This is a genomic window from Roseburia hominis (genome assembly GCA_040702975.1).
GTDB lineage: Bacteria > Bacillota > Clostridia > Lachnospirales > Lachnospiraceae > Allocoprococcus > Allocoprococcus hominis_A.
On the sequence record CP159990.1, the window covers coordinates 1,097,419 to 1,113,070 of the forward strand.

The 15,652-nt window shown below is 46.2% G+C and carries 11 protein-coding genes; 7 read left to right on the forward strand and 4 right to left on the reverse strand.

The genetic code is table 11. The annotated features are described in order from the left end of the window. Window positions 1–37: 37 nt before the first annotated feature. Window positions 38–1,237, forward strand: a complete 1,200-nt coding sequence (locus tag ABXS75_05120) for a site-specific integrase (GenBank protein ID XCP86189.1) — start codon at window positions 38–40, stop codon at window positions 1,235–1,237. 233 nt (window positions 1,238–1,470) lie between these two features. Here ABXS75_05120 and ABXS75_05125 read toward each other — a convergent pair whose 3' ends face one another. Continuing rightward, window positions 1,471–2,943: an IS1182 family transposase gene (locus tag ABXS75_05125; GenBank protein ID XCP86190.1), complete on the reverse strand. Its 1,473-nt coding sequence runs from the start codon at window positions 2,941–2,943 to the stop codon at window positions 1,471–1,473. 141 nt (window positions 2,944–3,084) lie between these two features. On the opposite strand from ABXS75_05125, the gene ABXS75_05130 reads away from it, so the two are divergent. After that, window positions 3,085–3,546, forward strand: a complete 462-nt coding sequence (locus ABXS75_05130; protein ID XCP86191.1) for a low molecular weight protein-tyrosine-phosphatase — start codon at window positions 3,085–3,087, stop codon at window positions 3,544–3,546. A 660-nt stretch (window positions 3,547–4,206) separates the two neighbouring features. Then, entirely contained in the window at window positions 4,207–5,622 is a 1,416-nt protein-coding gene (gene mgtE / locus ABXS75_05135; protein XCP86192.1) for a magnesium transporter, read from the forward strand. 67 nt (window positions 5,623–5,689) lie between these two features. On the opposite strand, the gene ABXS75_05140 is transcribed toward mgtE, so the two are convergent. Genes ABXS75_05140 through ABXS75_05150 form a run of 3 tightly spaced genes read right to left on the reverse strand, consistent with a single transcriptional unit; the run spans window position 5,690 to window position 10,238 of the window. Next, the gene (locus ABXS75_05140) at window positions 5,690–7,105 is read right to left on the reverse strand and encodes a HAMP domain-containing sensor histidine kinase (protein ID XCP86193.1); all 1,416 of its coding nucleotides are present in this window, start codon (window positions 7,103–7,105) and stop codon (window positions 5,690–5,692) included. Then, a complete protein-coding gene (locus tag ABXS75_05145; protein ID XCP86194.1) occupies window positions 7,106–7,807 on the reverse strand; it encodes a response regulator transcription factor in 702 nt (233 codons plus the stop codon). A gap of 55 nt (window positions 7,808–7,862) precedes the next feature. After that, window positions 7,863–10,238 carry an endonuclease MutS2 gene (locus tag ABXS75_05150; GenBank protein ID XCP86195.1) on the reverse strand — a complete coding sequence of 792 codons (2,376 nt, stop codon included), beginning with the start codon at window positions 10,236–10,238 and terminating at the stop codon, window positions 7,863–7,865. Window positions 10,239–10,470: 232 nt separating this feature from the next. Between ABXS75_05150 and ABXS75_05155 the strand changes: the two genes are divergently transcribed. From ABXS75_05155 to ABXS75_05170, 4 genes are all read left to right on the forward strand, one after another. Then, window positions 10,471–11,826, forward strand: coding sequence for a trypsin-like peptidase domain-containing protein (locus ABXS75_05155; protein XCP86196.1), 1,356 nt, complete (start codon window positions 10,471–10,473; stop codon window positions 11,824–11,826). A gap of 155 nt (window positions 11,827–11,981) precedes the next feature. Next, complete coding sequence (locus tag ABXS75_05160) at window positions 11,982–12,923, forward strand: HD domain-containing protein (protein XCP86197.1); 942 nt, start codon at window positions 11,982–11,984, stop codon at window positions 12,921–12,923. Between the two features lie 108 nt (window positions 12,924–13,031). Continuing rightward, complete coding sequence (gene rlmD / locus ABXS75_05165; protein XCP86198.1) at window positions 13,032–14,603, forward strand: 23S rRNA (uracil(1939)-C(5))-methyltransferase RlmD; 1,572 nt, start codon at window positions 13,032–13,034, stop codon at window positions 14,601–14,603. After that, window positions 14,596–15,633, forward strand: a complete 1,038-nt coding sequence (locus ABXS75_05170; protein XCP86199.1) for a virulence RhuM family protein — start codon at window positions 14,596–14,598, stop codon at window positions 15,631–15,633. Before rlmD ends, ABXS75_05170 begins: the two co-directional genes overlap by 8 nt. Window positions 15,634–15,652: the final 19 nt, after the last annotated feature.

Sequence of the window (15,652 nt, forward strand, 5' to 3'; positions counted from 1 at the left end):
CGCAAGTCTGACTCTCCTTTTTGAAAGGAGAGATTTCATGAGCGAAAAAAGGCGAGATAATCGTAATAGGATTTTGCATGAAGGTGAATACCAGCGTACAGATGGGAGGTATCGTTTTCGGTATATTGATGAGGACGGTAAGGAAAAGAATGTATATAGTTGGCGGTTGGACAAAAAGGATCCGACACCCAAAGGCAGGAAGCGTGAGCTATCTCTGAGAGAGAAAGAAAAGCAGATCGAAGCGGATTTGTTCGATCATATTGTTACCAACGGAGGCAATTACACGGTTCTTGAGTTGGTGGAGAAGTATGTATCTCTGAAAACAGGTGTCCGTCATAATACCGTTGCCGGGTACAAGACAGTTATTAATGTCCTGAAGAAAGAAGCATTTGGAAAGCAGCGCATTGATAAAGTACGTTTGTCAGATGCAAAGGCGTGGCTGATTAAGCTCCAGCAGGCGGACGGCAGAGGGTACAGCTCCATTCACTCTATCAGAGGTGTGCTTAGACCGGCCTTTCAAATGGCAGTGGATGACGATCTGATTCGCAAAAATCCCTTTGGATTTGAACTTGCATCTGTAATCGTCAATGATTCCGTTACCAGAGAAGCGATCACCCGGAAGCAAGAGCGGGATTTGCTGAAATTTATCAAAGAAGATAGGCATTTCAGCAGATACTACGATGCAATTTATATCCTCTTTCATACGAGCCTGCGGATTTCGGAGTTCTGTGGGTTGACTATTCCCGATATTGAGTTCAGCGATATGCGAATCAAGATAGATCATCAGCTGCAGCGCACATCGCAGATGCAGTACGTGATTCAGGAACCAAAGACGGAAAGCGGTGTCCGTTATGTGCCGATGACAGAGGAAGTGGCGGAATGCTTTCGCCGCATCATTGCTAACCGGGAAGCACCGAAAGTGGAACCGATGGTGGATGGCTATATTCGGTTTCTGTTTCTGGACAAGAATGATATGCCGATGGTGGCTCTTCACTGGGAGAAGTACATGGAACATATTGTTGAAAAATACAATAAGATTTATCGTATCCAGATGCCGAAAGTTACTCCACATGTATGCAGGCATACCTTCTGTTCCAATATGGCAAAATCCGGAATGAACCCGAAGACATTGCAGTACATTATGGGGCATTCGGATATCAGCGTGACGTTGAACACCTACACACATGTGCAGTATGATGACGCAAAGGCAGAGCTGCTTCGGGTGGCGGACGCCTGAAGAGCCTGTTGGTACAGGGCGAAATTTTACCAACAGTTTTACCAATATTGCAGAGAAAATATGGGAAGATTTGAAAAGATAGTCCCAAGACAAGGGAAAGCTTAAATACCGGAAAAACCTGTAATATAAGGGCACTGAAAAACTTCCATTTTTTAAGTGGGAGTTTTTCTTTTATGACAATTTTTCGTGATTTTCAGTTCTTTTTCGATAAGATTACAGAATAATGCTATGGTTTAAGCCATAGCCAATTCCTGTAATCTTACTATCCTTTTTACATTTGCTGTAAATGCGGTAAAATACATTTGAACATGCATAGCAAATAACCCTCTTGAATCTGCTCTGCGCAAACCGTGGGCTTCTTTTAATTCTCCATTCTTTTCTTCTATCCTATGCCGGATTTTCATTCTCTCTTGGAAGTATTCACTTTCTTCAAATTTAAGCCTTTCCATGTTTTTCGCGCTTGCCTGCGTGATACTGTAACTTCGTTCTTTTGAGTTTGATTTTCCTACACGGCAGTTTTCTCTTTGTGGGCATTTCCGGCACTTAACTTTGCTAAATATATATCTTAAATAGGTGTTCCCGTTTTTGGCAGCTCTCTTTTCCACTCGCATGGAAAGCTCTCCGGCAGGACATTGCAGCAACCCTGCATCTTTATTGAAACAGAACCCCTCCGCAAGGTTTCCGTTTGCAGCCGCCGCTACAGCTGTATTCGTTCGGGCAATCAGTGCAATCTCTTTTCCGCATACTTCCAGATTATCATCACTGACATATGCCATATCTCCGATAACTTCTGTTACTTTTATTCCATTTTTCTGTGCTTTTTCTATCAGTTTCGGCAATTCCTGACCATCCGGTGCTCCTCCATCTGTTACACTTATCCCAGCAATCAGACGGCCTTCTGTCATTGCGAGATGATTCTTATACCCATAAAACGTACTGGTCGCCGTTTTGTGCCCAAACCGTGCATCTTTATCATCTTTGGAACGGATCTCTCTGATCTGTTCGTTCTCAAGCAGTTCTTTCATCTCTTTAGAGATTTTCTGTATCTTTTGATTTCCACAGGTTTCTATCCCTTCCTCCAGAACCTGGAGCAGTTCCTTCGTATAGGCGATCTCTTCGTCCAATCCTGCTTCCAAAGATGGTTTCTCTGGAAATCTTTCTGATAATTCAAAAGCATTTTTATAAATCTCTTTCCGAAGTTGTTTACTCATATCCCTCAGGATTTGTGTGGGGGATTTCGCTCGGACGGATGCAGTTGTGTGGGTAGAATCCACGATAATCGTTCCCGATTTGATTAGACCTTTGTCCAGAGCCTGCTGGATTGTTTCTTTCAGCATTTCCTTCAGAATATCTTCCGTGATGCGGGTCTTTCTGAATTTCGTCAGAAGACTGGGATCTATCATTTTTTCTTCTGGTTCCAGATCCAGAAAAAATTTATATGCCATGTCTGTCTGAGCACTACTGATCAGGGTTTCATCGGACAGATCGTACAGCTTTTTCAGAAAAAGCAGTTTAAACATCATCTCCGGTTCTTTCGCCGGCCGCCCGAAATTTTCACAATACTGTTTACGGAGCATTGGATTTACAAAACTAAAATCTATATTTTCTTTAATTCTACGCAAAAGATGATTTGCTGGAATGATTGCATCATAAATCCCCTGATAGGGTGATAATGAAAGTTTCAACTGTGAATGGTCTTTCAACATGGCAGAACCTCCTTCCTCATGATTCTATTATAATGGATACATTAAAAAAGCCCAATTCTTTTTTAGAATCAGACTTTTTCAGTGCCCTTTAATATTGGGCATTTGAGAAGAAATATAGGACTTATAAGGAGCTATAAGAATATGATAAAAATACTTTTTGTGTGCCACGGCAACATTTGTCGTTCCCCCATGGCGGAATTCATTTTCCGCGACATGGTGCAAAAACGAGGCATGGGATCCTTATTTTCCATCGCCTCCGCGGCAACCAGCCGCGAGGAAATTGGTAATCCGGTTCATTATGGAACCGCAAGGAAACTAAAAGAACATGGTATCAGCACATATGGGAAATATGCTGTACAGATGAAAAAGCAGGATTACGCAGCCTATGATTACATCATAGGAATGGAATACCGCAATATTCGAAATATTGAACGTATTATCGGTTCAGACCCGGAGCATAAGGTTCATCGGCTGTTGGATTTTTCGGCCAATCCCAGGGACATTGCGGATCCGTGGTATACAGGTAATTTTGACAGAACCTATGATGATATTGTGGAGGGGTGTGAGGCTTTATTTTTGCATATTATGGAAAATGAGCAGTAATATATGCAGTATTCTAATATTGTTATGGCGGTCAGACATATATAAAAGATAGCCGGAAACTGAAAATATTTTCCAAAAATCACAAATAGCGGGGTAAGGGTTTACATATCCCGGAAAGAAGTCTATAATACGATTAAAGTTTATCCTGATTCATGAAATAACAGGAAGAAAAAGGCAGGTGAGCAGAATGGACGGCTGTGATAGTCGAGGTCGAAGTAGTTATAGGACAGGAATATGTGAAAAGGCAAGAAAGACAGACGGCTTTAGGCAGGCAATCTTTCTGCAAACTTGCAGGCGCTATTGTGAGAGAATATAGGATTCTTATGAAAGATAGTTCGCTTTTGGGATGAGTTCCGTAGATGAAACATTAGAACGTTAAAGAGTTCTTTCATAAAGTGTTCCCTATCAGAAAGTTCTCCCCGCAAGGGAATGTTTCGCCGTCCCCCCCTTAAATAAGCCGGCAAAGCATCTATTTGTCGCAACAGGTTCATTTCTATTTCTTATTTACATATCCGGTCCTAAGCAAAATTTCATGATTTATACCCAAAGGGCATCCCGTATGGTCATTCGGCCGTTTCATAAGGTATAAGTAAAGAAGGAACATGAGTGGAGGAGTACGTCCTGCACTTCTTAAAATGCGCGCAAAGGAGGACTGGAAAGATGGAGAAGAAAATATTGGAAATGACAGAAGAGACCAGAATGGTCCGGAGACCGGACTACAAAAGCGAGATAACGGAGATAGTCCGGAGTAATTTTTCGCCGAAGCTGATGAGCAGCCATCTGCGCGATTATCATGAAAATGATATTGCGGAGGCGCTTTCGACCCTGGCTTTGCCGGAAAGAAGGAAGCTGTATCGCATTTTGGACGCAGCCGTGTTGTCTGATATTTTTGAATATATGGACGAAAATGATGTGGCGTTATATTTGGAAGAGATGGATTTGAAAAAGGCGGCAGTTATCATTTCCAATATGGAGACAGATGCTGCGGTGGAGGTGCTTCGCGAGATTCGGAAGGAGAAGCGGGAACTGTTAATTGAGTTGCTTGATGAGAGTATCCGAAAGGATATCGCGCTGATTGCTTCGTTTGATGAGGACGAGATTGGCAGCAGAATGACGAAGAATTACATTGTGATCCGGGAGAATTTGTCGGTAAAGCAGGCGATGAGCGAGTTAATCGCTCAGGCGGCTAAAAATGATAATATCGCTACACTTTTTGTGGTCGACGAATCAGATGCATTTTACGGGGCATTGGATTTGAAGAATCTGATCATTGCCAGGCAGGATACGGCGCTGGAAGAATTGGTCATGACTTCCTATCCCTATGTTTACGGGAATGAGGCGATAGATGATTGTATCGAAAAACTGAAGGATTATTCGGAGAACTCGATACCGGTACTGGACAATAATAACCATCTTCTGGGGGTAATCACTTCGCAGAATATTATCGCGGTCGTGGACGAGGAGCTGGGAGAAGATTACGCCAGACTGGCAGGTTTGACTGCCGAAGAGGATCTGAAGGAACCGCTCAAAGAAAGTATGAAAAAAAGGCTTCCCTGGCTTTTAGTGCTTCTGGTCCTTGGTATGGTGGTTTCCTCGGTAGTCGGTATATTTGAACAGGTAGTATCGCAGCTCACCCTGATTATGTGTTTCCAGTCGCTCATTTTGGATATGGCGGGAAATGTTGGGACGCAGTCACTGGCTGTGACGATCCGTGTCCTTATGGACGAAAATCTTGCTACACGGCAGAAATTTATGTTAGTAGGCAAAGAGGTAAAGATCGGATTTTTTAATGGTGTGATATTGGGATCCTCTTCTTTTTTGCTGATCGGCCTGTATATCTGGCTTGCTAAGAGCAAAATGATGGCGTTTTCCTTCACGGTCTCCGGCTGCATCGGGCTGTCGCTTATGTTCGCGATGGTCATATCCAGTGCGGTGGGGACGATGATTCCTCTGTTTTTCAAGAAGATTAAGATAGATCCTGCGGTTGCGTCGGGACCGCTGATTACGACGATTAATGATTTGGTGGCAGTGGTTACTTATTACAGTTTGAGTTGGTTTTTGCTGTTGAAGATTTAGAGCTAAATTTAAAAATTGTGGAGGCTGATTTTTCAGCCTCCATAATTAAAAAAAGTTAATAGGATATCTAAAAGATTTTTTCCTTGGGAAGCGAAAAAATAAATTCCGTCCCAACCCCTTCTGTACTGATCACATTAATATTTTCCCCGTGCGCCTGAATGGCTTCCTTTACGATGGACAGCCCCAGTCCGGTGCCTTTCTTATCTTTTCCTCTCGAGAGGTCTGTCTTATAAAAACGTTCCCAAATCTTGTTCAGACTTGTTTTGGGGATTCCGATTCCTTCGTCTTTTACAGAGGTAAATACTTTGTCGCCCCGTTCCGTCGTCTCCACGGTGATGGTAGATTCCGGGTTGCTGAATTTGATCGCGTTATCCAGAAGGTTATAAAGCACCTGCTGGATTTTTCGCTTGTCCGCATAAACGATCACGTTTCTGGAAGAAAACAGAAGGTTGATTGATATTTTTTTGGCTGTGCAGGTGCCCTCGAAGGAGGCGGCCGTGTTCCGGATCATCTCGTGGATATTGAAATTACTTTTATCCAGGAGGAGATTCTTGGTATCGAACTCATTCAGGGTGAGAAGGTCGCGTGTCAGATCGGTCAGACGCTCGGTCTCGAACAGAATGATACGCAGATATTTCTCATGCATTTCCGGTGGAATCGTCCCATCGGCCATGGCTTCTACATAACCTTTGATGGAGGTGAGCGGGGAGCGGAAGTCGTGGGACACGTTTGCGACAAATTTTTTCTGATAATCCTCCATGTCCTTTAACTGGGAAGACATGTAATTCAGGGACGCGGAGAGGTACCCCATCTCGTCCTGTGTGTTTACCGGGATCACTACGTCCAGGTTGCCGGAAGCGTATTGTTTGGCGGCATCTGTCACCTTCTTAAGCGGACGGTAGATCAGGAAGTGGATTCCCAGTAAAATGACGAAGGAAAACAAGTATATAGTCACCATAATGATAAATGTGTGCCACATCAATACAGAACAGTTCTCCTCGATATGGCGGTACGGCTTGTGGATCAGCAGATATCCCTTGGTTGTGAATTTCTGCGTGACAGGGGTCATGACGGTGATCATGTCTTCTGTAAAATAGCCGTGATAATTTCCAATCGAATATACTTCGCTTCCCCCTTCGGCGGGATCAAAATCTTCGATGCTGGAAGGAACGTAGGGAAGCTCATCGGTCCGGACGGAGGCCAGCATCTTGCCTTCCCGGTCCACAAGCCAGACAGAAGCCTCCAGGTAGGAGCGCATTCCGCCGAATTGGGCGTAGACTTCGGAAAGAGTGATCTTTTCAGAAAAATAGCCAGGCAGATAATCGGAGGCAAGAAGACTTGCCTCCTGATACAGATCGCTGCCGGTCTCATTTTCCAGATAGTTTGTGGTCAGAAGCGGAAATAATGCACTGACCGCAAAGATACTTAAAAAACCAAAGATGACGTATAAAGCGACAAACTTCAGATATAATGTACTGCGCATTTATTTCACCTCAAATTTGTAGCCGATGCCCCAGACCGTAGCCAGTCCCCAGGAAGAATGATCCTTGATCTTCTCGCGAAGACGTTTGATGTGCACGTCTACGGTACGGGTATCTCCAATGTATTCATAGCCCCAGATCTGGTCCAGAAGCTGCTCTCTTGTAAATACCTGATTCGGTGAAGAGGCCAGAAAATAGAGCAGTTCCAGCTCTTTGGGGGGCATGTCGACATTGACGCCGTCCACCATGACAGAATAGTTGGTCAGGTTGATCACGATTCCCGGATATTCCACGCATTTGCCGCGGTCTGCTGCCGGCGCGTCCGGTTTAGCCGGCTGATAACGGCGCAGGACCGCCTTGACGCGGGCTACCATCTCCTTGGAATCAAAAGGCTTGATTATGTAATCGTCGGCGCCCAGCTCCAGTCCAAGCACCTTATCGAAGACTTCTCCTTTTGCCGAAAGCATAATGATCGGCGTATTGGAACGGCTCCGGATCTCCCGGCATACCTGGTATCCATCGATGCCCGGAAGCATCAGATCCAGAAGGATCAGGTTCGGGCGGTACGTGTCGAAAGCGCTCAGCGCATCTTCTCCGTCGTAAACCATTAAAGTATCAAAACATTCTTTGTTCAGATAAAGAGAGATCAGTTCTGCGATATTTTCATCATCGTCTACTATTAAAATTTTCTGTTTACTCACCATTTTTTATCACCCCTTATTGGAATAACGTTTTAGGTAAAGAACGTTTGCCTGCGCGCTATTTGAATTCTACGATTGTCACTCCGGCGTCTCCTTCGCCAAATGCGCCCAGCCGGAAGGTCTTTACATGTTTTTGACGGCGCAGGTACTGATGGACCCCATTTCTCAGCGCGCCGGTTCCTTTGCCGTGCACGATGCGGACCGGACTTAAATGCGCCAGATAAGCGTCGTCCAGGTATTTGTCCAGTGCGGCGATGGCCTCGTCCACCGTCTTGCCCAGCAGATTGATCTCCGGGCTGATGCTCATGGCTTTGCCCATTTTCATCTTGCCGCTTGTGGTGCGGCGCATCTGTTTCGCCGTGATAGTCAGCGGTTCCTCGATGATTTCCAGGTCAGACATATGGACCTGGGAACGAAGGATTCCCATCTGTACGGACAGATTGCCCTTGGCGTCGGGAAGGGAGTTCACTGTTCCGGTCAGATTCATGCTGAGCACTTTTACCGAGTCGCCCAGATGGAAGTCGGAAGCCTTATGCTGCTTCCTGGGTTTTGCTGCCTCCAGACGGGTGGAATCCTGCTTCTTTGCCAGCTCCCGGCGAATCCGTTCCCGTTCCTTTTCCATCTCGGAAGCGGAAATATTCTCTTTCCCGAATTTGCGGAAATTCTTCATCGTCTCGTCGGCAAATTCTTTTGCTTCCCGCAAAATGGCGGCGGCTTTTTCGTTGGCGTCTTTTAAAATCTTCTCTTTCTGCGCGTCCAGACGTTCCTGTTTGGTACGGGTCTCGGCCTTGAGACGCTCGATCTCCCGGCGGTATGCGGCCGCCTCTTCCTGCTCTTTTTCGAGGGTCTTTCGCCCTTCTTCCAGGTCGGTGAGCAGATCCTCAAAGGATTCCGCCTCTTCGCTGAGCCGTGTGCGCGCGTCCTGAATGATAAATGACGGTAGTCCCAGCTTTTGGGAAATGGCAAAGGCGTTACTCTTTCCGGGCACTCCGATCAGCAGATGGTAGGTGGGACTTAGGGATTCCACGTCAAACTCGCAGCAGGCATTTTCCACGCCGGGCGTAGAAAGGGCAAAAACTTTCAGCTCGCTGTAATGTGTGGTCGCCATGGTCCGAATTCCCCGATTGTGCAGATGGGAGAGAATGGCAGTGGCAAGCGCGGCGCCCTCCGTAGGATCGGTTCCTGCCCCTAGCTCGTCGAAAAGAACCAGGGATTCCTCGTCTACATGCGAGAGGAAGGATACAATATTCGTCATATGAGAGGAGAAAGTACTGAGCGATTGTTCAATGCTCTGCTCATCTCCGATGTCCGCGAAAACCTGGTGAAATACTGAAAGCTCCGAGCGGTCAAGCGCCGGAATATGAAGCCCGGCCTGGCCCATGAGCGTAAATAGCCCCACGGTTTTGAGGGAAACGGTCTTTCCGCCGGTATTCGGTCCGGTCACGATCAAAAGATTGAAGGTATCGCCCAAGGTCAGGCTGATCGGAACGACTTTCTTTTTATCTAAAAGCGGGTGCCGCCCCTCGCGGATCCGAATCCGTTTCTCTGTATTGAAAAGCGGGCGGCTGGCGTTCATATTAAGCGCCAGTGCTCCCTTGGCGAAAATCATGTCCAGCTCCGTCAGCATCTTGTAATTGGTGCGGATCTCCTCGGTATATTCTGCCGCATCAGCGCTTAAGCGCGCCAGGATAATCTGAATCTCTTCCTGCTCTTTTGCAAATAACTCTTTCAAATCGTTGTTGAGCTTTACAACCGCCATCGGTTCGATAAACAGAGTGGAACCGGTGGAGGACTGGTCGTGGATCATACCATTCACCTGGCTGCGGTATTCCGCTTTGACCGGGAGACAGTAACGGTCTCCCCGCATGGTGATGATCGCGTCCTGAAGGTAAGTCCGCATGGAACCGTTCAAAAGTCCGACCAAAGTGGAATGAATCTTGTCGTTCATTCCGTCAATGCTGCGGCGAATGGAGCGGAGCTTCGGGCTGGCGTCGTCGCTTATCTCCTCCTCGCTGATGATGCACCGGTCAATCTCGGCGGCCAGTGCGGCAAGAGGGGATAGCTGTTCAAAATAAATGTCCAGGCAGTCGGAGAGTTCTTCTGTGGTGTCATGCCGTCCGTACGTCTTTGCGCGGGCGGTGACGGTCAGAAGTTTGCCGATTCTAAGCAATTCGCCGCTTCCGAGGGCGCTGCCTACTTCCAGCCGGCGCAGGGAATCATTTACTGCCAGACAGCCGCTGAAGTTTAGTTGTCCTTTGCGGACGATTCGGGTAAATGCGGCGGCGGTCTGTTCCTGGGCGGTATTGATCGCCTCCAGATCCGTCATGGGTTTCAGTCGTTTGCAGAGCTGCTTTCCTCCCGGGGAGGAGGCAGAGTCTACAAGCATATCTATAATTTTTGGAAATTCAAGTTTTGTTAATGTTTTCTGATTCATAATACACCTCTCATAAGTTACAGTATATCCTATTTGCGTGGGAATGGAAAGTGAAAATGTAGTTCTGTTTCCGGAAAGTTTTCGGGAAAGTGATGAGATTTATTCCTTTTTGAGAATGTTTGAAAATGAAAGGGAATGAATTTTGGGCTAATGATTGAACATTTCCCCGGAATCATGTATACTACAAGATAGGGTACTGCTTAAGCCTTTTTGGACCAAAGGAGAAAGAAAGATGTCTGAGGAGCGGGAAGTAGAGAAAAGATTAGAAGAAGAACGGCCGCGGACTCGTAGCGAGGAAGAGGCGGCGGAAAAAGCGAGAGAAAATGGAAACACTTTAGGGGAAGCAGAGCGCTATTCTTTCCTTAAAGAGACGGTAAAAGATGAGCAGGTGACGGGAAAAAGCGTCCTGGGCTTAGTCCTGAAAACGGCAGGAAGAGGGGCCATATTTGGACTTGCGGCCTGTATTGTATTTAGTGCGCTCAGGCCCTGGGCGGAGAGGACCTTTGGAGAAAGTCCCCAGAAGGTGACGATTCCGGCCGATGAGGAGGAACAGGAGAAGCCCCAGGAGGGGAACGAGGAAGAAGAACAGGAGGCAGAGCCTGTAATTCCGGTGCTGACGGCGGATAATTATCAGGAGATGTATGAAGCGCTCTATCAGATCGCGGATACGGCCTCTGACTGTGTGGTGGAAGTAAGCGCAGTCAAGGACGAGAACGCCTGGGAAGGAACGCACTATGACGCGGTGAACAGCGTTTCCGGTATTATTGTGTGGGAAAATGTTTCGGAGATTCTGGTTCTGGCGCCTTCGCGGATTCTGCAGGACGCAAAGAGCCTTACCGTTACATTTACGGATAATGCCAAATATTCGGCGGTGCTGAAGAAACAGGACCGGAATCTGGGGCTTGCCGTATTTGCGGTGGACGGGCATCAGGTCTCGGACAACACGAAAAATCAGACCAAGGCAGCGGTGCTTGGCAATTCTAATATTGTAAATAGGGGTGATCCGGTCATTTGTCTTGGGAAAATGTTTGGTTATGCAGGCGGGACCGGATATGGAATCATCAGCTCCGTGCGCAACAGGATGACGATTACCGACGGAGATTTCCGGATTTTGTGTACGGACGTTGCGATGTCGGAAGGCGGAAGCGGCGTGCTGTTTAACCTCAAGGGCGAAGTGATCGGACTTGCCGATCAGAAGATCACAGACGGAAGCGGGAAGAGCATGGTGACGGCATTTTCCATTTCCGGCATCAAAGAAGTGATAGAAAAACTTTCTAACGGGCAGGCGATTCCGTACCTTGGAATCAATGGCGTGGAGGTCACAGAGAGCATTTCCCAGGACCAGGAGGTTCCCAAGGGAATTTATGTAAAAGACGCAGAGGCGGATTCCCCGGCGATGAAGGCGGGAATTCAGAGTGGCGATGTGATTACGCAGGTGGGGAAAACGAAGGTTTCGACGATCTCGGGATATCGTGCGGCTCTGATGGAGGCCCAGGTCGGCGAGGAACTTCGGCTCAGAGGGCAGCGGCAGGGCGCGTCAGGATATGTGGATGTGAATTTTACCGTGACGGTGGGAAGCCTGGAGTAGAGAGGTTTGTATAAGAAATCGTGATATGCGTGTGTTCATATAGAAAGTCGTAGTATGTGTGCGATTTTATAGATAATAGCTATAGAAAGAACGTTAAATAGGGCAGATGCGAGTTTATAGATGAAAATATAAAATAGATGTGGAAAGAGGAAGTCATGAGATATATCAATACATTACGTGAAGGTGAGACAATCAGAACGATTTATCTTTGTAAAGGGAAAAGAAGTGCGGAGACCCGCAACGGGAAACCGTATGATAACCTGATTCTTCAGGATAAGACGGGGAGTCTTGACGGCAAGGTCTGGGACCCAAATTCCAGCGGGATTGCGGATTATGACGAGAAGGATTTCATTGAGGTGTTCGGTGAAGTTATTAATTATAATGGGAATTTGCAGTTGAACATTAAACAGCTCAGAGTGGCGAATCCGGGAGAGTACAAACCCGCAGATTATATGCCTACCACTGAGAGAAGTGTGGAGGGTATGTATGCGGAGCTGCTGAAATATGTGGCACAGGTGAAGAATCCGTATTTGCAGCAGGTTCTCCAGTATTATTTTGTGAAGGACGAAGCATTTATCGCGCGCTTCAAGAGCCATTCGGCAGCAAAAAGCGTGCATCATGGATTTTCCGGAGGACTTTTGGAGCATACATTGAGCGTGGTGAAGCTCTGTGAATATTTTGTCGGGGCGTATTCTATTTTGAACCGGGATCTGCTGTTCACAGCGGCGATTTGTCATGATATCGGGAAAACGCAGGAGTTGTCCTCATTCCCGGACAATGACTATACAGATGACGGACAGCTTTTGGGACATATCGTGATCGGCGTGGAGATGGTGGACGATGCGATCAGGGAGATTGATGGTTTCCCGCGGAAGCTGGCAAGTGAGCTTAAGCATTGTATTATCGCGCATCACGGGGAGCTGGAATACGGTTCACCGAAAAAGCCGGCTCTGGCGGAGGCTCTGGCATTGAATTTTGCAGATTGCACGGACGCAAAGATGCAGACATTGACGGAGATCTTTAAGGAGAAGGCAAGTAATGACTGGCTGGGATATAACCGGCTGTTTGAGTCGAATTTGCGGAAAACGAGTCTTTAAATTAAAGAGAATGGTATGGCTGGACAGGCGGCAGAGTGAGTTCTTTCGCCTGTTCATTTTATGAAATGAGGAAGAACAGGATTTCAGGCGATTGTGAGGAGTGGAAAAATGTTGGATAAAAATGAGACTGCGGTAGTCGAAATCATAGATATGAGTGTGAGCGGCGAGGGGATTGGCAAGGTCGACGGCTATACATTATTTATCAAGGACGCTGTGATCGGCGATCTGGTGGAAGTGAAGGTCACGAAAGCGAAAAAGAATTATGGTTATGCCAGAATGATGAAGATTTTGAAGGCATCTCCTGACCGGGTAGAGCCAGTCTGCCCGGTGGCGCGGCAATGCGGTGGCTGCCAGATTCAGGCGTTATCGTATGAAAAGCAGCTTGAATTTAAGGTGAAAAAGGTGAGAGGAAATTTGATCCGCATCGGCGGTTTTGGTGCGGAAATGATCGATCGTATTATGGAGCCGGTTGCCGGTATGAAGGAGCCATATCATTACAGGAATAAGGCACAGTATCCGGTGGGAAAGGACAGAGAGGGGAATCTGACCGCAGGATTTTACGCGGGACGCACGCATCAGATCATTTCCAATCTGGATTGTGCGCTGGGAGCGGAAGTGAATCGGGAAATTCTGGAGATGATTCTTGAATTTATGAAGAAATACAAAGTCTCGGCCTATAATGAGGAAACTGGGGAAGGACTGGTGCGCCATGTGTTGATCCGTGTGGGATTTACGACGAAAGAGATCATGGTTTGTCTGGTGGTGAACGGGAATCGGGTTCCGCATGAGGAGGAACTGGCGGAGGAGCTTTGCAGGGTGCCGGGAATGACCAGCATTACCTATAGTATCAATCGGGAAAATACGAATGTGATTATGGGGAAGGAAATCCGGGTTATTTGGGGGCAGGAATATATTACCGATTATATTGGAAATGTGAAATATCAGATATCTCCGCTTTCTTTCTACCAGGTGAATCCGGTGCAGACGGAGGTGCTGTATGGGAAGGCGCTTGAGTATGCAGGCCTCACGGGCAAAGAGATCGTCTGGGACGTGTATTGTGGGATTGGGACGATTTCACTTTTCCTGGCACAGAGGGCGAAGCAGGTGTATGGGGTGGAGATTGTGCCCCAGGCGATTGAGGACGCAAAAAGAAATGCCGGACTTAATGGGATTTCGAATGCGGAATTTTATGTGGGAAAGGCGGAGGAGGTTCTGCCGGGATATTATGAGAGGTATGAGAAGGAGCACCCCGGTGAACATGCCAGAGCTGATGTGATCGTGGTGGACCCGCCGAGAAAAGGGTGTGAGGAGAGTGTGCTGGAGACGATGGTGAGAATGCAGCCGGAGCGGATTGTGTACGTGAGCTGTGATTCGGCTACGCTGGCGCGGGATTTGAAGTATTTGTGTGATGGTGGGTATGAGATACGGAAGTGGGGGGCGGTGGATATGTTTCCGGAGACGGTGCATGTGGAAACTATCGCGCTCCTTCAGAAGAGCAACCGAAAATGCGTGAGCAATGAGCCAAAGTCGGAGCTTGCTCCAGACCTTGGCGAATGCCGCGACACCGCACGAAGCTTGCAAAGCTTTGGGCGGAAACCTGATACTTATGTGAAATTAAGTTTGAACATGGAAGATTATTACAGGATTATGGATGCAGAAGGGGGCGCGAAAATTGAATGATTTTTCAAAACAAATGGAAATGGTATTGTATAATTCAGAAGATGAAGATGTATCAATAAATGCATATATTAAGGATGAAAGTCTGTGGGTTACTCAAAAAGCAATGTCAGAGCTTTTTGGTGTAGATAAGTCTGGAATTAGCAGACATTTGAAAAATATTTTTAGTACTGGTGAATTGGACGAGAAAGTGGTTGTTGCAAAAATTGCAACAACCACTCAGCATGGTGCAATCAAAGGAAAAACACAGACATCTGAGACTAAATATTATAACCTTGATGTGATTATATCGGTTGGATATAGAGTAAATTCAAAAAAGGCCACTCAATTCAGAATATGGGCGACAAAAATCCTGAAAGAATATATGCAAAAAGGTTTTGTACTGGATGACGAAAGATTGAAGCAAGGGGAAACTGCTTTTGGTAAAGATTATTTCAGGGAACTTTTAGAAAGAGTTCGTTCTATTCGAGCGAGTGAGCGAAGGATCTGGCAGCAGATAACAGATATATTTGCAGAGTGTAGTATTGATTATGCTAGAAATTCGGAGACAGCATATCATTTTTATGCCACAATACAGAACAGATTTCATTATGCCATTACAAATCATACAGCTGCAGAAATTGTATATGAATCGGCCGATCATGAGAAAGAGCATATGGGTTTGACAACATGGAAAAATGCTCCTGATGGGAGAGTGTTAAAATCAGATGTTATAATTGCAAAGAATTATCTTAATGAAAAACAGATTCGCCAGTTGGAGCGTGCTGTTACAGGATACTTTGATTATATTGAAGATTTGATTGAGCGAGAGAATGTTTTTACTATGGACGAATTTGAAAAAAGCGTTAATGCATTTCTTGAATTCAGACAATATAAAATTCTCAGAGACAATGGAAAAATATCGCATAAACAAGCACTTGAAAAGGCTTATGGTGAGTATGAAATTTTTAATAGAACCCAGCCGATTGAATCCGATTTTGATAAGGCAGTAAAAAGGTTGAAAAAGAATAGTAGAGGATATCCATTTTTTTAGGCATCACAAACAGACCATC